This is a genomic window from Pseudomonas sp. RGM2987 (assembly GCF_022952855.1).
Classification (GTDB): Bacteria; Pseudomonadota; Gammaproteobacteria; order Pseudomonadales; family Pseudomonadaceae; genus Aquipseudomonas.
In genome coordinates this window covers 69,735-86,645 of the sequence record NZ_JALJDX010000221.1, presented here as the reverse complement: position 1 = coordinate 86,645, position 16,911 = coordinate 69,735, and the positions used below count along the sequence as shown (strand labels likewise).

At 58.7% G+C, this 16,911-nt stretch carries 29 protein-coding genes and 1 tRNA gene; 5 read left to right on the top strand and 25 right to left on the bottom strand.

Features of this window, described 5'->3' with window-relative positions; translation table 11 throughout:
• Positions 1-3: 3 nt before the first annotated feature.
• From RGM2987_RS25795 to RGM2987_RS25750, 10 genes are all read right to left on the bottom strand, one after another.
• On the bottom strand, positions 4-252 hold the full coding sequence (locus tag RGM2987_RS25795; protein WP_245145685.1) for a hypothetical protein: 249 nt from the start codon (positions 250-252) through the stop codon (positions 4-6).
• Entirely contained in the window at positions 249-1,364 is a 1,116-nt protein-coding gene (locus RGM2987_RS25790) for a hypothetical protein (protein ID WP_245145684.1), read from the bottom strand. The genes RGM2987_RS25795 and RGM2987_RS25790 overlap by 4 nt, the downstream gene beginning before the upstream one ends.
• Positions 1,365-2,756: a DUF4055 domain-containing protein gene (locus RGM2987_RS25785; RefSeq protein ID WP_245145683.1), complete on the bottom strand. Its 1,392-nt coding sequence runs from the start codon at positions 2,754-2,756 to the stop codon at positions 1,365-1,367.
• 2 nt (positions 2,757-2,758) lie between these two features.
• Positions 2,759-4,057: a terminase family protein gene (locus RGM2987_RS25780; RefSeq protein WP_245145682.1), complete on the bottom strand. Its 1,299-nt coding sequence runs from the start codon at positions 4,055-4,057 to the stop codon at positions 2,759-2,761.
• Entirely contained in the window at positions 4,044-4,505 is a 462-nt protein-coding gene (locus RGM2987_RS25775; protein ID WP_245145681.1) for a DUF2280 domain-containing protein, read from the bottom strand. The genes RGM2987_RS25780 and RGM2987_RS25775 overlap by 14 nt, the downstream gene beginning before the upstream one ends.
• A 31-nt stretch (positions 4,506-4,536) precedes the next feature.
• On the bottom strand, positions 4,537-5,160 hold the full coding sequence (locus tag RGM2987_RS25770) for a putative metallopeptidase (protein WP_245145680.1): 624 nt from the start codon (positions 5,158-5,160) through the stop codon (positions 4,537-4,539).
• Positions 5,126-5,599: a proteasome subunit beta gene (locus tag RGM2987_RS25765; RefSeq protein ID WP_245145679.1), complete on the bottom strand. Its 474-nt coding sequence runs from the start codon at positions 5,597-5,599 to the stop codon at positions 5,126-5,128. Before RGM2987_RS25765 ends, RGM2987_RS25770 begins: the two co-directional genes overlap by 35 nt.
• A 136-nt stretch (positions 5,600-5,735) precedes the next feature.
• Positions 5,736-6,086, bottom strand: coding sequence for a hypothetical protein (locus RGM2987_RS25760; RefSeq protein WP_245145678.1), 351 nt, complete (start codon positions 6,084-6,086; stop codon positions 5,736-5,738).
• Positions 6,087-6,144: 58 nt separating this feature from the next.
• On the bottom strand, positions 6,145-6,489 hold the full coding sequence (locus tag RGM2987_RS25755; RefSeq protein ID WP_245145677.1) for a hypothetical protein: 345 nt from the start codon (positions 6,487-6,489) through the stop codon (positions 6,145-6,147).
• The gene (locus RGM2987_RS25750; RefSeq protein WP_245145676.1) at positions 6,486-6,815 is read right to left on the bottom strand and encodes an MFS transporter; all 330 of its coding nucleotides are present in this window, start codon (positions 6,813-6,815) and stop codon (positions 6,486-6,488) included. Before RGM2987_RS25750 ends, RGM2987_RS25755 begins: the two co-directional genes overlap by 4 nt.
• A gap of 199 nt (positions 6,816-7,014) precedes the next feature.
• On the opposite strand from RGM2987_RS25750, the gene RGM2987_RS25745 reads away from it, so the two are divergent.
• Positions 7,015-7,194, top strand: coding sequence for a type II toxin-antitoxin system HicA family toxin (locus RGM2987_RS25745; protein WP_245145675.1), 180 nt, complete (start codon positions 7,015-7,017; stop codon positions 7,192-7,194).
• 51 nt (positions 7,195-7,245) lie between these two features.
• Positions 7,246-7,668, top strand: a complete 423-nt coding sequence (locus RGM2987_RS25740; RefSeq protein WP_245145674.1) for a type II toxin-antitoxin system HicB family antitoxin — start codon at positions 7,246-7,248, stop codon at positions 7,666-7,668.
• A 296-nt stretch (positions 7,669-7,964) separates the two neighbouring features.
• On the opposite strand, the gene RGM2987_RS25735 is transcribed toward RGM2987_RS25740, so the two are convergent.
• The 13 genes from RGM2987_RS25735 to RGM2987_RS25675 form a co-directional block, all read right to left on the bottom strand.
• Positions 7,965-8,050 (bottom strand) — tRNA-Ser (locus tag RGM2987_RS25735).
• A gap of 112 nt (positions 8,051-8,162) precedes the next feature.
• The gene (locus tag RGM2987_RS25730; RefSeq protein WP_245145673.1) at positions 8,163-8,834 is read right to left on the bottom strand and encodes a hypothetical protein; all 672 of its coding nucleotides are present in this window, start codon (positions 8,832-8,834) and stop codon (positions 8,163-8,165) included.
• The gene (locus tag RGM2987_RS25725; protein WP_245145672.1) at positions 8,831-9,427 is read right to left on the bottom strand and encodes a recombination protein NinG; all 597 of its coding nucleotides are present in this window, start codon (positions 9,425-9,427) and stop codon (positions 8,831-8,833) included. The genes RGM2987_RS25730 and RGM2987_RS25725 overlap by 4 nt, the downstream gene beginning before the upstream one ends.
• The gene (locus RGM2987_RS25720; RefSeq protein WP_245145671.1) at positions 9,424-9,654 is read right to left on the bottom strand and encodes a hypothetical protein; all 231 of its coding nucleotides are present in this window, start codon (positions 9,652-9,654) and stop codon (positions 9,424-9,426) included. Before RGM2987_RS25720 ends, RGM2987_RS25725 begins: the two co-directional genes overlap by 4 nt.
• Positions 9,651-10,121 (bottom strand): hypothetical protein, encoded by a 471-nt coding sequence (locus tag RGM2987_RS25715; protein ID WP_245145670.1) that lies wholly within the window; start codon positions 10,119-10,121, stop codon positions 9,651-9,653. The genes RGM2987_RS25720 and RGM2987_RS25715 overlap by 4 nt, the downstream gene beginning before the upstream one ends.
• Positions 10,111-10,308, bottom strand: coding sequence for a hypothetical protein (locus RGM2987_RS25710; RefSeq protein WP_245145669.1), 198 nt, complete (start codon positions 10,306-10,308; stop codon positions 10,111-10,113). The genes RGM2987_RS25715 and RGM2987_RS25710 overlap by 11 nt, the downstream gene beginning before the upstream one ends.
• The gene (locus tag RGM2987_RS25705) at positions 10,305-10,757 is read right to left on the bottom strand and encodes a hypothetical protein (protein ID WP_245145668.1); all 453 of its coding nucleotides are present in this window, start codon (positions 10,755-10,757) and stop codon (positions 10,305-10,307) included. Before RGM2987_RS25705 ends, RGM2987_RS25710 begins: the two co-directional genes overlap by 4 nt.
• Positions 10,754-11,539 (bottom strand): replication protein P, encoded by a 786-nt coding sequence (locus RGM2987_RS25700; RefSeq protein ID WP_245145667.1) that lies wholly within the window; start codon positions 11,537-11,539, stop codon positions 10,754-10,756. The genes RGM2987_RS25705 and RGM2987_RS25700 overlap by 4 nt, the downstream gene beginning before the upstream one ends.
• Entirely contained in the window at positions 11,536-12,321 is a 786-nt protein-coding gene (locus RGM2987_RS25695) for a DnaT-like ssDNA-binding domain-containing protein (RefSeq protein WP_245145666.1), read from the bottom strand. The genes RGM2987_RS25700 and RGM2987_RS25695 overlap by 4 nt, the downstream gene beginning before the upstream one ends.
• Positions 12,318-13,046 carry a Rha family transcriptional regulator gene (locus RGM2987_RS25690; RefSeq protein ID WP_245145665.1) on the bottom strand — a complete coding sequence of 243 codons (729 nt, stop codon included), beginning with the start codon at positions 13,044-13,046 and terminating at the stop codon, positions 12,318-12,320. The genes RGM2987_RS25695 and RGM2987_RS25690 overlap by 4 nt, the downstream gene beginning before the upstream one ends.
• 168 nt (positions 13,047-13,214) lie before the next feature.
• Positions 13,215-13,454, bottom strand: coding sequence for a hypothetical protein (locus RGM2987_RS25685; protein ID WP_245145664.1), 240 nt, complete (start codon positions 13,452-13,454; stop codon positions 13,215-13,217).
• A 20-nt stretch (positions 13,455-13,474) separates the two neighbouring features.
• Positions 13,475-13,663, bottom strand: a complete 189-nt coding sequence (locus RGM2987_RS25680) for a hypothetical protein (protein WP_245145663.1) — start codon at positions 13,661-13,663, stop codon at positions 13,475-13,477.
• Positions 13,664-13,692: 29 nt separating this feature from the next.
• A complete protein-coding gene (locus tag RGM2987_RS25675; protein WP_245145662.1) occupies positions 13,693-13,932 on the bottom strand; it encodes a helix-turn-helix domain-containing protein in 240 nt (79 codons plus the stop codon).
• An 82-nt stretch (positions 13,933-14,014) separates the two neighbouring features.
• On the opposite strand from RGM2987_RS25675, the gene RGM2987_RS25670 reads away from it, so the two are divergent.
• The gene (locus RGM2987_RS25670) at positions 14,015-14,878 is read left to right on the top strand and encodes a LexA family transcriptional regulator (RefSeq protein ID WP_245145778.1); all 864 of its coding nucleotides are present in this window, start codon (positions 14,015-14,017) and stop codon (positions 14,876-14,878) included.
• A 366-nt stretch (positions 14,879-15,244) separates the two neighbouring features.
• Positions 15,245-15,577, top strand: coding sequence for a hypothetical protein (locus RGM2987_RS25665; RefSeq protein WP_245145661.1), 333 nt, complete (start codon positions 15,245-15,247; stop codon positions 15,575-15,577).
• Positions 15,578-15,643: 66 nt separating this feature from the next.
• On the opposite strand, the gene RGM2987_RS25660 is transcribed toward RGM2987_RS25665, so the two are convergent.
• Positions 15,644-15,865: a hypothetical protein gene (locus RGM2987_RS25660; RefSeq protein ID WP_245145660.1), complete on the bottom strand. Its 222-nt coding sequence runs from the start codon at positions 15,863-15,865 to the stop codon at positions 15,644-15,646.
• A gap of 137 nt (positions 15,866-16,002) precedes the next feature.
• On the opposite strand from RGM2987_RS25660, the gene RGM2987_RS25655 reads away from it, so the two are divergent.
• A complete protein-coding gene (locus tag RGM2987_RS25655; protein ID WP_245145659.1) occupies positions 16,003-16,419 on the top strand; it encodes a superinfection immunity protein in 417 nt (138 codons plus the stop codon).
• Between the two features lie 52 nt (positions 16,420-16,471).
• Here RGM2987_RS25655 and RGM2987_RS25650 read toward each other — a convergent pair whose 3' ends face one another.
• The gene (locus RGM2987_RS25650) at positions 16,472-16,777 is read right to left on the bottom strand and encodes a DUF1654 domain-containing protein (protein ID WP_245145658.1); all 306 of its coding nucleotides are present in this window, start codon (positions 16,775-16,777) and stop codon (positions 16,472-16,474) included.
• Positions 16,778-16,911 lie beyond the last annotated feature (134 nt).

Below are 16,911 nucleotides of genomic sequence, written 5' to 3'. Positions count from 1 at the left end.
GTGCTAAAGGGTGACGCGCTCGCCGTTGAGCAGGCACCCAACGCAAAGCAGCACCTTCGTCCCGCCAGTTGGCCGTCCGTTCTTCATCAGGATACCGATCTTGGATTCGATCACTTCCCGCCCGCCGCACCGGTGGCACTGGACCATCGTCGCTGGCTTCGGCATCGCACGCACACGCTTGCGCACCTGCTCGGCCGGGGTATCCGGAGGAGCGGTGCCGTCGATTACGTGGAAGCGGGGCTTGTCGGTCATGCCGCGATCTTAGCAAATGCCGCAGCGTCACGGGCGCGCATCTGGTCTAGCGTCAACCATTCGCCTGTGGGCGAATAGAAGTCGTCCAGGTCGAGCTTTCCATCCTTCAGCAACTGGGCGCGAGTCGGGCCGAGAACTTCGATCTTACGGGCTTCCGACTGTCGGTTGAGCCATTCGCTGTACGTGGTGCCCGCCGGGACCTGGCCGTCCATGCTGGCACGCTGAGCCGGGGTCATCTCATCGATGTTCATGCCCAATTCTTTCCAGCTCTTGGTCACAGGCGCCGACGTCGACCGGCAGCACCAGTGGATCTTGCCCGGGCCTTGCAGCCAGGGAATCTTGTGGCCGATTGGCTTGTGCGTCACGGCCGTGTACTGGAGCTGATCGCGGATTCGGCACATCGGTGAGGTCTTGTTGTCGAGGGTAGACACCCAGCGGTCGGCCTTGACGATCTCCTCGTTGGCTTTGATGAACTCGTCCCTGGCGGTGGCCGCAGTATGGCCCACGGCCGTCCTGACGACCGCCACAAGATCTTTGCGCGGACGCTCAAGGAAGCCGTCAGCGTATCCAGTAGCGCGAGTGCCGCGGATGCTGCGGATTATCTGGTCGGTGGTTTTGCCTTCCAGGTAACCGGTGCGGATGGCGTTGCGAACCTTAACCATGCGGTCGGCGGCGATCTCTGTAGCCCAGTTGCGCAGCAGACGCCCCTGGAATGGCCTGGACATCGCAGCAGCATAGGCCTGCTCGCCGCTGATACTAGCTATCGGGAAGCGGACCAGCACCGGCTCAGGGATGGCCTTCTCGAACAGCGTTTGCTGCCAGCCAACCTCGTACCCTGCCAATTCCTTCAGGTCTGCCTGTAGCGCTTCAGCCACTGAGGCATACGCTTGACTGTTGATCAGTCGGACCTGGTCCAGAAGCAGCTCCAGACGCTCCACGGTGAAGGATTCAGGCGGTAGACGCTCCAGCGCAGCGGACAGGGCCGCCGAAAGGTCGGCATCCGACCGATTCAGCAGCGCAATGATCCGCCGGACCACGCCAACCTTGTACTTTTCGAGGCTAACCGCATGGGCGATCTGCTCGTCTTCGATTACCTGGTTGACGGCTGGCATTTACAGTACTCCGAGGCTCGGCCCTTGTTCGGCAATCTTGGCTTTCTCGTCGTCCCACTTGATGTCGCTCGACACCACGTTGCGGCGTTGCATCTCGGAGAACAGCGTCTCGTCAGAGAGGCGGCCCTGTGAGGCCATGTTGAGCAGCAGCGGCAAGGTCGTCTCTGGTGCGAAGTCCACGTCGAAGTTGCCCTTCACCTGCACATGACCACCTTTAGGCAGCGCGCTCAGCTCGGCGAAGTGCTGAAGGATCTGGTCCAGGGCATCTTCCAGGCTGCTGGCCATGGCCTGGAGCGGGCTCAGCTCCTGAGCTGCCTCTTCTTCGGCCTGTGTGGCTGTCTTGACGGCCTGCTTGTCGCGCTGGAGCAGCTTGGCCCCAGCGACACGCATCTGGTCTTCAAGGTCGGCCAATGATGTGCGGCCGGCTTCGATAGAGGCGCCAGTGTGCTCGACCCACTTCATCTCGCCATCTTTCGGCAGCTTGGTGGCGTTCGCCGTGCCGACTTTCAGCTCCCAGGTATCGTCGTCGATCCCCGAGATTGCCAGCATGGGCACCCTGGCGACGTGCAGGATGTTGTCCTGATCGCTCTGTGACTGCCAGTGCTTGGCATTGAGGTAGGCCAGTTCTAGAAGTGGCGGCCTGGCCGTCATGAAGCCCGTTCGGTCGGTGTAGAGCGTGGTCAGCGGGATATGGTCGAGGCTTGTCGCCCCCTCTCCAACCTGAACCCACTGCTTTTTGCCTTCTCTCTCTTCCTGGCGATAGGTCATCCACCCGCCAGGCACCAGGACGCGAATTTGCGGAATAGTCTTGATGCCGAAGGCGCCATCATCCTCTTCGACCGATTCCATGTAGCGGAACTGGGTCAGGACGAACTCGCCGTCCTTGTTGGCAGCGCGCCATCCAAGGACTTGCTGGGGCCGGATGGTGATTGCATAGGGGCGAGCCTTGATTGCCTGAGCATCGGCTAGGGTCACCAACTGGCCTTCATCGCCAGATGGCTTGATGTTTGGATACTCGGCCAGCACATGGCATAAGCCGTGCGACAGGGCCTGGGTGAAGAAGGACTTGGCCCATACCTGTAAGTTGTTGCCTTGGCGGTCGAAGTCTTCGGCCAACTCCTTCAGCAGCGGCGGAACGTCTTCGCCCAGCACGATTGGCTCAGCAAACACGCGACCGGCGTTGTTCTTCACCGTCTCCCGGTAAGCCGGGAACAGGGTCGAAAGGCTCAGGCGCTTCTGGTAATCGTCAGCCTCTTCCTTCGGCCACTTCGGCAGCAGCGCTTCGCCTGCATCGCGCATCGCCCGGGTGCCGCCCATCAAAGGATCGACGATGTCCCAGTCTGCGCGCATGGCGTCCACTGCCGGTAGCGTTTTGCTTGGGTCGTCAGACATGGTCAGATTCTCAGAGGTGCGGTGGATGCGGTTCGTTTGATGATCGGGTAGTCGTAGTGGATGAAGTAGCCGCCGGCGTCGTTCGCGTGGTCATTACCGGACTTTTTGTCAGGCTCACCATTGGGCGACCATACCTGCTGCTCCAGGCCATCTGCATAGGTCGGGCAACGCAGCGGGTTCACCAGGTAGCGCCGATCACCCTGCGCATTGCAGAACATGGCGTTCATTGCGTTAATCCGGTCCTTCACAGGCGGGTTTGCATCCGGAGCGATGACCGAGAAACCAGCCTGACGCAGGATCGCGATATCAGTTTCACTAGCGTTGACCGACTTCCTCGATCCACCCGAGGCATCCGGGTAAATCCGAATCTCGCAGGTCTTCTCGTAGTTGTTGCCGTTGTGGCGCCAGTAGCGCTCCTTGATACGGCGGATCATGTCGGGCGTGTCGTAGCCGTCGATCAGCTCATCCACGGCCCTGGGCAACCCCTGGTCGCGCTTGACGTGGGTTATTGCCGCCATCTTGCCGACGTTGAAGTCCATCCCGATAAACAGCGGCTCGCCGGGCTGGACTGTGTCGAAACATTGATTCAGCTTGCGGTCATAGGCCGTGTAGATGGTGCCGGACGTCAGGTTGACGAACTGGCCCTTCAGGTACGCCATGATCAGCTGTGGCGGATACGACTCCATCAGGGAGGCGATATAGTCGTCGGGCAGGTTTAACTCGTTGTCGAAGGTGCTGGCCTGGATCAGGCCATACATGTCCTTCAGCGCCGGCTTGTCGCGCAACTGCTTTACAAACTGGAGGAATACGAACTTGAAGCCTTCCGGCGTCGTGGTGACGTCTACGCCATTTTTCAGCCCGGGCAGGTTGTAACGCATCCGGGCAATGATCTTGCGCCAGGCCTGCTGCGCCTTAATCGACGTCAGCACGTCCAGCTCATCCACCAGGGCGTGACCGATCTTGAAGCCGACGATGGTTTGCGGCTTCTCCATCGACCGGCAAATCACAGTGCCGCGTGACTGCCGGCCGCTGTAGATGTGAACCTCGTGGTTCGCCTGGTTGATCTTGGTCTTCAGTCCCCAGTCGTAGGCCACCTCCTCCATCGTAGGATAGAAGATGTCACGGATCTGCGGGTAAGTCGGTGCGAAGTAGCCAGCGTTGACGCCGGGCCACTCCATGAAGTGCTTGCTCAGCGCCGAGCAGCCGACCCAGGTCTTTCCCGATCCGAACCCGGCAACGAACGCACGAAACTTGTGGGGCAGCGTGAGGAACTGAGCCTGGGGAACGTTAAGGCTCGGCATTCGGCTTCCTCGCATCCACTACGTCAACCTGGATGCGAGTCGGGATTATTGGCTCGTCACCGGTTTCTTCCTTCTTGGAGCGGTTTACGAACATATCGCCTGTCTCTTTCGCAGCCTGCTCCAGGATCTGCATGGCGAGGACGATGTTCTTCATCGACTCAGCCCTCTCCACAAACCGGTTCATGGCGCGCAAGCGGAAGGCTCGGTTGGCGATCGGGATATCGGCCGTCTCTTCGCGGAACCGCTTCCGAGTGTCGTGAAACAGGGTTTGCCATTTCGCGGCCAGCCCCTTGCCTGAGGTCTTTGTTGGGTCGTGTGTCTCCACCTGCTGACGGGTAACGGTGACCCCGTATTCTTTCTGGACTGCTTCAACCACCTGCGAAGGCGTGTCAAAGCACGCCAGGGCCTGAACGATAAAGGCCTTCACGTCGTTTTGAAGGGCTGCCATAGATTTTCATCCGTCCAGAGCCTGTCCAGAATCAGGCCGACTTGAGCAGACAGGTTCCGCAGGCCCTCGCAATGTTCAATTTCCCCACCTCAGCAGGACTGTTTGCAGCATCCACCAACGCTTGAACGTCTGGGCTCGCACCGTAGCGGCGGACCACACCGACGAACTCTTCCACGTCGTGCCCACGCATCTCAAGCTTAGGTAATCCTTCCCGGGTGAACTTGGGCTGGCCATATTCATCCTTCGCCTGGGCGATGTGGTACAGCTCATGCTCTACCAGGGCACAGAAGTCGGTGTCGCTGCACTGGGCGCAGTAGTCAGCAGCCAGAGTGATGATGTAGGCCGGCACATCGCCGAACCAGTCACGCATCTGCTGTTCCATCCGGGCCTTCTGCCAGCCACCGGCGCGGAACGCTACCTGCTCGGCCTGGCCCAGGACTGTGCGGCCCTGCTTGTTGAAGCTCGAAGATGCCCACATGACCTGGATGTCAGCGTCGATCAGATGCGCATGGTCTGGGTTATGGATGCGTCCGGTGTCGGCAAGGATCTCGGCTTGGAGCCATTCCCAGATCTCAGGTGCAGGTGTCAGGCGGATACCAAAGTCGGACAGCTCGGACAGCTCAAGCAGTGACGGCGGCGGGAGTGGTCTTTGCATCAACCCTCCCCTCGTCAATGATCAGTGTGCGGATCGTGCCGCCGGTGTAGACATCACGCTTCGCGGCAGCCTCGACAGCCTGCTTGGCCGTTGCGCCCATATCCATTGCGGCTAGTGCGAAGTCGCGCCCGCTACCGATGGCAAATGGACGCTCCATCCACACATCGTCCATCCAGAATCCGCTCTCGGCGTCGCGTCCAATCTGGCAGAGCCTGCCGTTGGTGACGACCATCCCGTTCGCGTCGAGCGGCTTATCGCTGACCTTCACACCGAAAAACTCGTCCATCAGAGCGGCAAAGTCTGCACCGCAACCCGTAAACAGGAACTGATGGCCATTCCTATGGATAAGCTTCTCGTAGTCGTCGTGGTCGATGAGTGAGCCGCGAGTGACGCGCGAGTCGTAGGCGATCACGCCGTCTTTATAGGCAATGGTCGTCATGCAATCCACCCCAGACTGATGTGCGAGCCAATCCAGATCGCACCCTGGATCAATGCCCAGCCAGCGACAGCGCAAATCACTCCAGCTACGACGAACGCACCAGTCATATCAGGCAGCTTGCCCATGAATCACCTCATCAGAGAGCAATACGCTCAGCCAGAATCTCGGACAACTCACCCATGGCGCCGGCCTGAGTAGTCAGCAGCTCTTGCGACTTGGCGCTCAACTCGCGGAAGCCTGGGGTTTTGATGAAGGCGGTCAGCTTGGCAAGACGGTCATCGTTCTGAGCCTTCTCCCCGATCATCCGCTGCACATGCGGCGGAAGTTCTTTCACCTGGCCGATACCGATGTACGCCTTTTCGAAAACGTCCTTCGGGCTCCAACTGGTGTAGCCGTCCTCATACTGGACTTTGTAGCCCTCACGCCCATCTTGATGCTCGAATGGGAAAGCCGTTACCTGCTTGGTTCCAACGTATTCTTGGGGCATAGCCTCTCCTCGTCGCGTGTCGCAACACAATTTGCTGATTCGCGAAACGTGTCGCGACCTACTTGGCCCGACGGTCGGTCCCGCCCGGCGCCTTATCGCAGCCCATGCAGTGCTCGCAGTTCAGGTGCCGGCAGATCCAGGCCTTGACCCGTTGCCAGTAGGTGACCATGAACAGGTGGCGGACGCCGGCCAGGGCCAGGGCGATATGCAGCGTCAGCCCGGCGATGGTGGGCCCAAACAGGAAGCTGTTGTGCCCAGTGGTGACCACGTATGCGCTGATGGCGATCGTGGAATAGATCAGCTTCCCGAGGATGCCGTCCCTCACCTTCCCGCTCACCACGCACCAGAACGCCCACAGCGCGATGAAGGCGCAGGCGATTGAATTGATCAGTTCGAGTCTCATGGTCCACTCCCTCCTCCGAACCGCTGGCGGATGAAGGCCCAGAGGTCGGCGGCTTTGATGGCCCGGGTGATTGCTGCAATGAGCGACCCGCCGAAGGTGCCCAGGAGGAAACCGACGCCCGCCACACTGCGCGGCTCGACCACCCCAAAATAGGAACTGATCAGACCCGTCAGGTAATGGGCGCAGACCGCACCCGAGAAAATGAAGATGGCCCAGGCCTTTCGGTCCACCAGGTCGTCCCGGTGCCAGAAGCTGGCAGCGATTGCGCCAAGCAATCCCGCAAATGCCCAGTCGAGCTTATCGAACAGGCGCTGTAGAAACTCCATGCGCTCGACTCCGTGGGCATGATTGAAAAGGTCGGCATCCGCTGTACTCCCAGCTTGAGGCAATGGGTGTGGGGAGCCGACAACGAAAAGCCCCTGCAAATGCAGAGGCCCTGAATAGGCGCCAACGAAACACAACAAAACTGTTGTATTACCACAAATTTGTTGTATACTGCCCTCATCCAAACAACGAGGCGAGGTGATGAAGTTCAGCGAGTTCAGACGATGGTTGAAGGCCCAAGGGGTGACCTTCGAAGCAGGCAAAGGAAGCCACTTCAAAGTCACCGCCCCAAACGGCAAAAAGACAACCTTCGCGGATCACGGCTCCAAGGAAATGCCGGAACCGACCCGCAAGGCGATCATTAAACAACTGGGGCTCTAAGGGCCCCCTTCGCCATTCTGCAAGCTGAACGATCACCTCCGAGGAATGACCATGTACGACTTTGCAATTCGATTTGAACAGGACGAGACCGGTGTGGCCGTCTTTTGCCGGGATCTGCCAGAGCTAAACAGCTTTGGCGATGACGTCGAGCATGCGATCCGTGAGGCGATGGACGCTATAGAGACAACTCTGTCTCTGTATGTTGATCAGCGCCGGGCGATTCCTTCTGCATCCGCTCCCCAGGAAGGCGAGCACGTCGTTCACCTGCCAGCGGTGACTGTGGCGAAGATCGCGCTGTGGAACGCCATGATGGAGCGTGATATGCGCAAGGCCGATCTGTGCCGGATGCTGGGTGCTGCCCAGACCCAGGGCGATCGCCTGGTGGACTTTCTGCACACATCCAAGATGGAAGCGATCGAGAAAGCCCTGGCCGCGCTCGGCAAGCGTATTACGCTGTCTGTCGAGGCGGCCTGAATAGGTGCGCGGTCTTTCCCGCTGTCTGCCGAAGGCTGGCCCAGCGTCGACGCCCCAATGCATCGATCTCGCCAGGCCAGTCTCGCGCCACCCCGCAAGCATGATGGATCAGGGTGCGCGGGCTGCCGGTGTTCTTTCGTGACGCGTGACTTCCGGCTATACCGCGTCCAGGCCGCCCCGAAGGCTGTCCTGGCTACAGGTGAAACTGGTTCTGCCTGATGGAATCGAACCACATAGCACTCGGCGCAGGATTTACAGTCCCGTGTGCGTCCCAGCGCACATTCAGTCAGCAAAATTGGCGGAAGGTGAAAGAGTCGAACTCTTACCGTTTCCGATAGCTCCGGGTTCAAACCGGATTGCCCATCACTGGGCGCCACCTTCCAGAAACGAAAAACCCCGACACGATGGCCGGGGTTCTTTTTAGTCAGTCCTACACACGCAGGAATGACAGGATGGGTGAATAATCGGCGAACCGGCAGGCCCTGTCAAGGCCCTTATGCGGCATCTTGATCATCGAAGAAAACGCCTTCCTTTGTCAGGATCTCACCGGCCTCCAAAAGCGCCTCATTGACGAGCTTATCCAGCCCCTTGAATATTTTGCGGCGCCAGTCACGACGCGTGCGCTCTGGGGTGCCATCCACATCCCAGGTATTCATATCGTAGTTATGGGCTGGCAGGATGATGACGCCTTCGCATGGAGCCTCCTGGCGCTGCTTCAGCTTGGCGTTGATCGCCCTCTGTGCTTTCGACACCGCCGCCTTCCTCCATGCTGGTGCATCATCATCGACCTCGAGCGACACCTTCCCGGCGGGGGCGCGCTCGGCGCCGCCCAACTGCGGATATGCCCAGGCGGTCACTGCCTTGGTCAGGAACAGGCGCGGCGCCGGCGAAGACACGTGCGACACAATTCTGCCAATTGCCCCCACCTTCGAGGCCATATGCGTCGAGTAGCAGGCGTTCAAGGCCATCCAGTGTTTCGGCGCAAGGCAAGAATGTAACCGGCCAAACACCCAGCAATCCGTGAGGAATGCCGCTTCCTTGCCTACGATCTCTCCCTTGAGTTTGTTGGCCTGGACCTTTGGTGTGTAGTCACAGCCGCCGGCGCTGTTGATCGTCTCGGACGCCAGCGCACGGATTACTGCGGAAATAACGTCTCGATAAATCATGCTGCAGCCCTCTTCAGCTCTTTGGTCTTTGCCCGGTATTCGGCGGTCATCGCCTTTAGTTGCTCGACGGTGTACTTCTTCGGTTCGTGCGGGCCTTCCAGCCACTCGACAGCCTCTGCGCCGATGCGCTTCACCAGTTCAATGCGGTAGTTCACGATGTCGCCGGACTTATGGTTGTTGCAGGGCGCGCACTGCTTGTGAACATTCAGCGGTTCGAAGCGCAGCTCTGGGCTGGCGGCGACTGTCCGGTAGTGGCCGGCGTGATACTGGCCGTCGTGGTGCCGGCCGCAGCTCACACATGGCAGGCCGGCATCGCGTAGGCGGATCCAGGTGTTGAACGCGACCTGCGTCTCACGCATATGCTGCGCCCTGCTCTTCAGCTTCTCCTTTCGGACCTTGATGTCCCGGCGTTCGCGCTGGGCAAAAGACTTGCGCTGCTTTTCCTGCTTGGCGCGGGCAATGGCGAGGCCACAGTCCGGCGAGCACCAGGTTTGGAAGCTGGCCCGAGGCACGAATGAGGCTCTACAGGTCTGGACAGCGCATTTCTTCGGGCGAGGCTGCTTGGCTGTAAGGGTGCTGGCTGTACGGCTCATGCGGACCTCCATATCTGGTCGCGCGTCTTCAGGCCATTTTTCTTGGCCTCGCGCTTCACCTTCCGCAGCTCGGCCTGCACCTGCTCAATGGTCATTTCGCCAGAGTGAATCTTGGCGACCAGGGTTGCGCGCAGTTCCGAACTGTCGGCAACAATCCCCTGCTCTTCTGCGATCTGCAGAGCAACGCGCTTATCCATTCGACGGTCGTACCAGTCACGCCTGCTCATGCCGCCACCTCGCTCAGCAGGTCACTGAACACCACGCCCTGGCCGGTGAAGTACGCGGCCATCCGGTCGGTGTACTGGATGCCCTGGGCACGATTGAACAGGCTGGTCACTGGGAAGCCGTCCGGACCGAAGAGCTTGTGCTCGCCCATCAGGGCCAGCTTCTCCTCGTAGGGCAGATGGCGCATGACCCGGTACCAGGCTGCTTGGAACCCGGAATCCTCGTTGAGAAGGATCTGCACGCCGAAGTGCAACTTGCAGTACCGCCGGGCGTCGGCCGGATCACCGATCTGGGTCATTTCGGAAATGCGCTTGTACATCGCGAACCACAAGGCATTCTGGTCGAGCGTGCGGTCCTTGCCCGGGCGTAGAGAGACCACCACATACTTCTTGTCCCGGTACATGGTGCTGAGCTTGGTGATGGCCTCGGAGAGTTTGGCCTGGCAGTTGACGCTGATTTTATCGGTCATGGCTTGCCCTCCCTTCAGCCAGAAAATCGCGGAGGTCTTTTTCGATACCCAAGTGATCCAGGTAGACGGCGACAAGCACGTTCGCCAGGGCGGCGATGATGAAGTCCTCACTCACCAGCAGCACAAGACCGATCAGCAGCAGGCTGATCACTGTGAAAACGACGCTGAGTACACTGAATGCGTTCATGGCTGCCCTCCCTTGCCCATGGCGGCGGCCATAGCCTCATCGCACATGAAATCCATCTTCTCGGGTGTCATCTGCCCCCATGAGTGCGGAAATGCTTGCAGGTCGTTCGCCAGCGTGGAAAAGAATCTCCAGCGCCCCGCATCCTTGCGCAGCGCCGCCAACTCCTGATCGAACGCGGGCCCCTTCAGTCGGTCCAGCTCTGCTTGGAGGCTTCGGACCGTAACGTTGTGGCCGTTGCGCTCTGCCTCGATACTCAGGCGCCATGTCTCATTGTCGGATCTGAGTCGACAGTTCTCCGCCAGTAGCTCCAGCGCCACTTCCTCCACGGTCTTGGAACCCAGGAATTCCTGGAGGGCCTCGGTGTTGCGCTGCCAGTCGGCGCAGTCAGCACGGAATGAGGCGGCTTCGGCCCAGAGCAGCTTTTGCAGTTTGGTTTTGTCGAGTGTCATGTCCGTTGCTCCCTGATCTTTTTGCCGAACTTCGCCATGAGCTGGGCGCGCGCCACGGCTCCGCTGCATGGGATGGCCTGTATCTCAAGCAGGCGCGCCTGGCGCTGGTTGGCGTATTCCTCTGCCAGCTCCACTTCGCTCTTCTGGCTGTCGTGGCCGATGCCAATGGCGATGTCTTCCAGCGGCTTGCCCTGCATGAGCATGCGGATGGTGATGTCGTAGGCCCTGTCAAATACCTTGCTGGCCTTCTCAGGGATCAGGTCGCCGAGGTTATGCATCTCGCATTGGAGCGCTGCATGGCGAACGGCTTCGTGGGACCATGTGCGATTTCCGAACCGGCTTGGATGGGCGTTCTCCAGCGCCTCGCGAAACGCCTTGTCGTGCGACGGGATACCCAGCATTTCCGGCGTTGGCTGGCAAAGCTTGATGAACTTGCCAACGCTCGGCGCGAAGTCCGTGCCCAGCGAGCGGCAGCGCTCAATGCCGAAGCGGATCTGCTCCAGAGTATTGATCTCGGCGACGATGAACGCCTTGATCCAGCTGCGCTTGGCGGTGCTCAGCGCGGCGTCAGTCGGCCAGGCTTGCTTCCAAGCTGGAAAGATGGCCTGCAACTCCTTGAACAGCGAATTGACGACGCCGACCGTGCCCTGCGGCAAGGTTTTGGGGATCGCTGGCATGGTCGGCGGATTGTATCCAGCCACGGCGCTTGGAAGATCCTCGGTCGCACCCGCGGCCTTCATGAGCTGCGCAGCGCTTCTCGGCGGCTTTGGCTTGTTGCTCATAGAGCATCCTCAAGATTTTCGGCCCATGTCTGGTCATCGAAGTCAGGGCCATTGACCTGCCGCCGTCCGGGAAACGGGTGAACATTGTTGGCAGTGGCTGTGTCGCGCTTCACCCACTTCACCAGCAGGCTGACCCAGGAGGCTTGTGTCTCGATGCGACCAGATGCCGAGTAGTGACAGACGAATGCCGCCGTGGCTTCGTTGGTGAATGCAGATACTGGGATTGCCATGCGGAACGCGTATGCCTTGAGCAGCTTCTCGTCAGGAACCCAGTCCAGGGTCATTTCGCTGGGCGCCTTTGGGTCGGCGGGATTTTCCTGCTCCGCGCGTAGAGTGTTGTGTTGATCTTCTCCTATTCCCTTCCCTTCCCTTCCGGGGTCAACCGGTCGGCGATCAGTCGACGACTCCTCGGCGAATTGTCGGCGAATGTTCTCCGACTGATTGTCGGATTCATTTGGAGGGCTTGGATACTTGAAGTTCTTTTTTTCGATCTTCTGGTGCTTCCAGCCGCGAACATGGAAATAGTTCTTGCCGGCCACCCAGTAGCTCTGGATCAGCTCTGCACCTTCCAACTCGCCAAGCAGACTGCTTACCTCGTCGGTGGTGATGTCGTCGCCTGGAAACACCAGGGCCTTGATGGTTCTCGGCGCAAGAGGGTGGTTCCCGCCGTCGTCGCAGAAGTTCCAAAGACCAATAAACAACAGCCGCGCCATGGGGCGGCAGGACATAACCTGCTCGCTCGACCAGAACTCCGGCTTCACAGTACGAATGCGGGCCATCATGGGCGTCCTTTGCCGATCAGGCCGGCGAGTTCGAGGAAGCGATCCACGTACCAATGTGGCTGCGTCTCGCGGGGGCATTGAGGGCTGGTGAGGTTCTTCCCGTACTTCAGGCCCTTTTCAGTCACGGACCAGAAGTCGACCATTTCGCCCTTGGAGCTTTTGCGCTGGAGCAGAGCCAGGTAACCGTGGGCCTTCAGTGCGAGGTTGAAAGCACGCGCGGTGCTGCCGATGGAATGATCTTTGATCAGGGCGGTGGCTGCCTTGGTGGGCATCGATGAACCGCCAGTGGCATCGGGGGCGGCGTCTACGGCGTAGCCCGGGAGAAACTTCGGGTCTAGGCCGTTGTTCTGGGCAATCTTCGTCAGCATTGCCATCTGGCAGGAAGGCGCCGGCTTCAGCAGCCGGGTGAAGCATTCCATGATGGCGATTTCACCCACTACCTTTGTGCCGTTGAGCAATACCTGTTCCCGGGCACCCTGTTGCGACTCCAGCTCACGCCAGCGACGGATCACCTTCATGCGCATGGGCGCGCTGTAGCCAGTGAGCAAGCAATCGGTATGCTCGCGGTCGAGCAGGTACTGGACCTGTTCGCGATTCCGACCGTCTAGGTAGATGTCCTCAAAACTGAGTGCATCGACTTTGAGGTCTTTGAGCATCGCGACGATGTCCCGCTTCACATTGTCATGACGCTTACCGGTGACGTTCGCGATCTCGCGGGACGACATGGTGGGTCGCGACACGTTTTGCGAATGGTGAAAATGTGTCGCGGGCTTTTTGAGGGCCTGTACATCAGTATTTGGTGTGTGCATAATCGGCCTCACAGAGTTACAAGCAGTACGCAAATGAAAAAGCCGACCTCGACCGTCGGTTTTTTTGTGCCTGCGATTTGGTGGTCATTCACTTTTCAGGCCCTCATCAGTCCGATTTCTGGACGGGCTGTATGGCCGCCTGAAGGACTGAACAGTCCCTGTCATCGTCTTGGGTCTTGTTCTATCGGTGATGTGTTTTTCGATGGTCTCCTTGGTCAGCTGCTCGATAGGAATTCCAAGCTGAGCGGCAGCCTCACTTAGGAATGTGATGTCTTCTTCATCCGCGATTTGCTGCAGCAGCAACTCGCAATTTCTTTCAGGCATAAAGCCTCCATTGAGGGCCTTCAGGCCATGTCTTGAGTACGGGTAAGCTCTTCCCTCATCTGCTGGATCGCAGCCTTGAGAATTTCACGGGCGATGACGGCCTTCTGGGTGCCGTGGATCTTTGCCAGTGATCTCAGGTACTCGTCGTACTCATCGTTCAACCGAACCTTTGTTTCGTTGTGGTTCAGGTGTTTGCGGATCTCGTACATGTGTTGCTCCTTGCGGCTGATGAAATGGTTTAAGCGGCGGATTTTCTGGGGTGCGCCTCGGCGAGCAGCCAGGCGGTATCAAACGGCTTGCCTTGGGAGGCAGCCAGCTCGGCAATTTTTTGGGCGTACTGGGTTTCGCCGGTGTACTCGGTGCGCGGCAAAGCGTCCGCAACGAGCCACTTGTAAATGGCGCGAGGGGTCTTTCCGCAGGCCAGAGCAACCGCTGGAACACCGCCGGCGTCGTCGATCGATTTCTTGAGCGGCCGCATAGAGCCTCCAGTTAAATATGAACTTGCAGTACATATTATGTCGGAACTGAAAGTACATGCAAGGCCGTGCGATGCTGAACCGATGGTTCATATAGAAGAAATTCGCAGTGCTTTCGTTGCTCGCCTGAAAAAGGCTCTCACCGCCCACGGCATAGATCAGTGGGGAGCTGGTGCGCGCCTGGCTGAAATTGCGAAAGTGACGCCCAAGGCAGCAAGCAAATGGCTCAATGGCGAGTCACTGCCAGGGCCGGCCAAAATGAGCGCCATCGCGGCCGCCCTGGGCGTGAAAATTGAGTGGTTGCAGCATGGTGCGGGAGACGATCCGCTCATGCCGAAAACGCCGAGCAGTGATCCTGTCGGCACAGATTCTCCAGCCACCTCTGCCGCAGATATCGTTCGCAACATGCTCGCTACACAAGGGAAAGGGCTTTCGGATGATGCGCGCAGGCGACTTCAGGCGGTCGCCGAGGCGAATGATGGCGGCGCGCTGGAGATCGATTACTACCGACCTGGCGCCGTCGGTGACGAAGTCTGGATTGCCCACTACGACGTCCGTGCCGCAATGGGCGGCGGGCAGATCCCTCATGATTATCCGGAAATGCTCCAGGACGTGCGCGTCAGTCCGCAGCACCTGCGCGAGATGGGCGTCGAGTTCAAAGAACACTTCCACCTGAAGATCGTCACTGGCTGGGGTCAGTCAATGGCGCCGACGATCAAGCACCGCGACCCGTTGCTGGTGGACATCAGCATCCGTGAGTTCGTTGGGGATGGGATCTACATGTTCTCCTGGGAGGGGCACCTGTATATCAAGCGCCTCCAGTGGATGGGCGATGAGCAGCTGAGCATGATATCCGACAACCCCCGGCACCCTCCGCAAACGATCCGGGCTGAAGACACATACATCCAAGCCCGTGTGCTGCTGGTCTGGAACGCTAACCTTGTTTAACGCTGAGGACGGATATGGCTGGCATGAGACGAATTGACAACGTGGGCGGGTTGCCGCTCCACGAGGATGGATCCGCTCCGCCACTTCGCGTTAACGACCTAATCCAGTTTTTGACTGATCGCAAGCGGAGCACCAAATGCCCGCACTGTGATTGGAAGGGAGGTTGGGAGATCGCGATGCAGGATGCCGCCGACAATGATGAGGAGCAAGGAGAAACTGCCAATCCCTGCCTTCAAATATTCAGGACCGAATCACTCTGTGGAAATCTGCACACATCTACTGCGGTGATCTGCCCAAATTGTGGGCATTTCGGTCAAATAGCAACCTATAAGCTTAGGCAGTGGAAGCTGGGCAAGGAGACGGGCGATGAGTGAAGTGATAATGCTCACGTCATGGGGTAACAAGCGCTCCAGTGACAACTCAGGTGGCGGAGACCATACTGGAGGCGAGAACCCACCAGGAGGAGGCGATATGGAAGCTCGCGTAGCGGCACTTGAAAAATCTCTCCCCGAGATCAAGGAAAAGCTCAACCTGATTTTGGTGAAGGTCGAGTCCATCGACAAGCATTCCGCCACGAAGGCAGACCTCGCTAACACGGAACTCAGCATGCTCAAGTGGTGCGTAGCCACGGCAATTGCTATGACTGGCCTTGCATGCGCTATCACATTTGGGCTTACAAAATTATTTAGCGGAAGCTGAAGCAGTCGGCATGCAAGTTCCGCTAGAAGCCCGGCCAGCGCCGGGCTTTCAGTTTCTGCCCTTCCGCTACGTGCCCTCGGCCATCCCTTCGATCGCATGTGCGTAGAAGGCGCCCGCCTCCTCCACCAGCTCTCTCCAGTCGTGCCTGTCTATAAGACCTTGCACCTTGAAGTCGTCGGCCATCTTCAGCAGCTCCTCATACTGCTCCTCGACATCCATTCGGATTTCTGGCTCTTCCAACAGCTTGCGCCAGGCAGCCAAAGCCTGGTCTCTTCGATGGTCGTTCACGGGTTTCGCCTCGACGGTGTGTGAAACGGTAGAGGTCGCATGGCAACAGCCGTTCAGCACTGGCGACTGACGGCGCAGCAGATGGTGGCGCGAAGCCACGAATGTTAAAGTGGTCGGATGTCACATGGAGTGTAACGATGAAAATTTTAGGTCTGTTTATCCTCGCGTCGGTCTGCCTGGTCAGCTATCTGATCGGAAGCGGCACGAACAATATCGCCATGATCGCTACTATCGTATTTTTTCCATGCGCAATTGCCATGTACTTTTACCCAGCGATCTGCGCAATGGGAGAGCATCCAAGAAGTGCTGCGATTTTTGCGCTGAACCTGTTGGCCGGCTGGACGTTTGTAGGCTGGATCGCTGCCTTTGTATGGGCGCTGAGCAGGCCGACGCCGGTTGAGTGGGCCAAGGCCAGCGGTTTCCCGGAAGCTCCATCCGGCGATTCCTTGCACCTCGGCGAGACAAAGGTATGCCCGTACTGTGCGGAGACAATCAAGTATGCCGCAGTGAAGTGCAGATACTGCGGATCAGAATTGGACCAGCAGCCGGCCTAACTCCCCGCACTGGTTAAGAGCCCGCTATCAAAGCGGGCTTTTCTGTGCGACCTCAAAAGGGTGCTGCCGCCTCAAGTGGCTCAACAGCCTCCACCAGCCGATCTTCTTCCGCGATTGGCTCCCATCGCAGTGTCACCGATCCGTCCTCATTGCGTGCCATGTCGATGCCGTCAGTTTCGGCCAAGAGCCCCAGCACCTCCTTCCATTCCCGCTCCCCATCCGTATCCAGGCGGTGGATCGTCACCCAGCGCTGAATCTGCGCGACCGGGTGGTTGATCATTGATGATACCCGGAGGCCAAGCCTTTCCATTCCACTCATCCCCTGCCCTGCCGCACCTTCAAGCTTCATTGCATCCATAATTCAAACCTCCCCATTAGCTGTATATCCATCCAGTAAACGGAACTATAGCGAAGGTGTTTCCGCTGGTAAATGGCTGAACCAAGCGGAGCGCCTTGTGGGTCCTTTGTGTACTTTTCTAAAAATATGTACTT

Coding starts and splice junctions, on each gene's coding strand:
- RGM2987_RS25795 (WP_245145685.1), bottom strand. CDS start 252: ATGACCGACAAGCCCCGCTTCCACGTAATCGACGGCACCGCTCCTCCG.
- RGM2987_RS25790 (WP_245145684.1), bottom strand. CDS start 1,364: ATGCCAGCCGTCAACCAGGTAATCGAAGACGAGCAGATCGCCCATGCG.
- RGM2987_RS25785 (WP_245145683.1), bottom strand. CDS start 2,756: ATGTCTGACGACCCAAGCAAAACGCTACCGGCAGTGGACGCCATGCGC.
- RGM2987_RS25780 (WP_245145682.1), bottom strand. CDS start 4,057: ATGCCGAGCCTTAACGTTCCCCAGGCTCAGTTCCTCACGCTGCCCCAC.
- RGM2987_RS25775 (WP_245145681.1), bottom strand. CDS start 4,505: ATGGCAGCCCTTCAAAACGACGTGAAGGCCTTTATCGTTCAGGCCCTG.
- RGM2987_RS25770 (WP_245145680.1), bottom strand. CDS start 5,160: ATGCAAAGACCACTCCCGCCGCCGTCACTGCTTGAGCTGTCCGAGCTG.
- RGM2987_RS25765 (WP_245145679.1), bottom strand. CDS start 5,599: ATGACGACCATTGCCTATAAAGACGGCGTGATCGCCTACGACTCGCGC.
- RGM2987_RS25760 (WP_245145678.1), bottom strand. CDS start 6,086: ATGCCCCAAGAATACGTTGGAACCAAGCAGGTAACGGCTTTCCCATTC.
- RGM2987_RS25755 (WP_245145677.1), bottom strand. CDS start 6,489: ATGAGACTCGAACTGATCAATTCAATCGCCTGCGCCTTCATCGCGCTG.
- RGM2987_RS25750 (WP_245145676.1), bottom strand. CDS start 6,815: ATGGAGTTTCTACAGCGCCTGTTCGATAAGCTCGACTGGGCATTTGCG.
- RGM2987_RS25745 (WP_245145675.1), top strand. CDS start 7,015: ATGAAGTTCAGCGAGTTCAGACGATGGTTGAAGGCCCAAGGGGTGACC.
- RGM2987_RS25740 (WP_245145674.1), top strand. CDS start 7,246: ATGTACGACTTTGCAATTCGATTTGAACAGGACGAGACCGGTGTGGCC.
- RGM2987_RS25730 (WP_245145673.1), bottom strand. CDS start 8,834: ATGATTTATCGAGACGTTATTTCCGCAGTAATCCGTGCGCTGGCGTCC.
- RGM2987_RS25725 (WP_245145672.1), bottom strand. CDS start 9,427: ATGAGCCGTACAGCCAGCACCCTTACAGCCAAGCAGCCTCGCCCGAAG.
- RGM2987_RS25720 (WP_245145671.1), bottom strand. CDS start 9,654: ATGAGCAGGCGTGACTGGTACGACCGTCGAATGGATAAGCGCGTTGCT.
- RGM2987_RS25715 (WP_245145670.1), bottom strand. CDS start 10,121: ATGACCGATAAAATCAGCGTCAACTGCCAGGCCAAACTCTCCGAGGCC.
- RGM2987_RS25710 (WP_245145669.1), bottom strand. CDS start 10,308: ATGAACGCATTCAGTGTACTCAGCGTCGTTTTCACAGTGATCAGCCTG.
- RGM2987_RS25705 (WP_245145668.1), bottom strand. CDS start 10,757: ATGACACTCGACAAAACCAAACTGCAAAAGCTGCTCTGGGCCGAAGCC.
- RGM2987_RS25700 (WP_245145667.1), bottom strand. CDS start 11,539: ATGAGCAACAAGCCAAAGCCGCCGAGAAGCGCTGCGCAGCTCATGAAG.
- RGM2987_RS25695 (WP_245145666.1), bottom strand. CDS start 12,321: ATGATGGCCCGCATTCGTACTGTGAAGCCGGAGTTCTGGTCGAGCGAG.
- RGM2987_RS25690 (WP_245145665.1), bottom strand. CDS start 13,046: ATGTCGTCCCGCGAGATCGCGAACGTCACCGGTAAGCGTCATGACAAT.
- RGM2987_RS25685 (WP_245145664.1), bottom strand. CDS start 13,454: ATGCCTGAAAGAAATTGCGAGTTGCTGCTGCAGCAAATCGCGGATGAA.
- RGM2987_RS25680 (WP_245145663.1), bottom strand. CDS start 13,663: ATGTACGAGATCCGCAAACACCTGAACCACAACGAAACAAAGGTTCGG.
- RGM2987_RS25675 (WP_245145662.1), bottom strand. CDS start 13,932: ATGCGGCCGCTCAAGAAATCGATCGACGACGCCGGCGGTGTTCCAGCG.
- RGM2987_RS25670 (WP_245145778.1), top strand. CDS start 14,015: ATGGTTCATATAGAAGAAATTCGCAGTGCTTTCGTTGCTCGCCTGAAA.
- RGM2987_RS25665 (WP_245145661.1), top strand. CDS start 15,245: ATGAGTGAAGTGATAATGCTCACGTCATGGGGTAACAAGCGCTCCAGT.
- RGM2987_RS25655 (WP_245145659.1), top strand. CDS start 16,003: ATGAAAATTTTAGGTCTGTTTATCCTCGCGTCGGTCTGCCTGGTCAGC.
- RGM2987_RS25650 (WP_245145658.1), bottom strand. CDS start 16,777: ATGGATGCAATGAAGCTTGAAGGTGCGGCAGGGCAGGGGATGAGTGGA.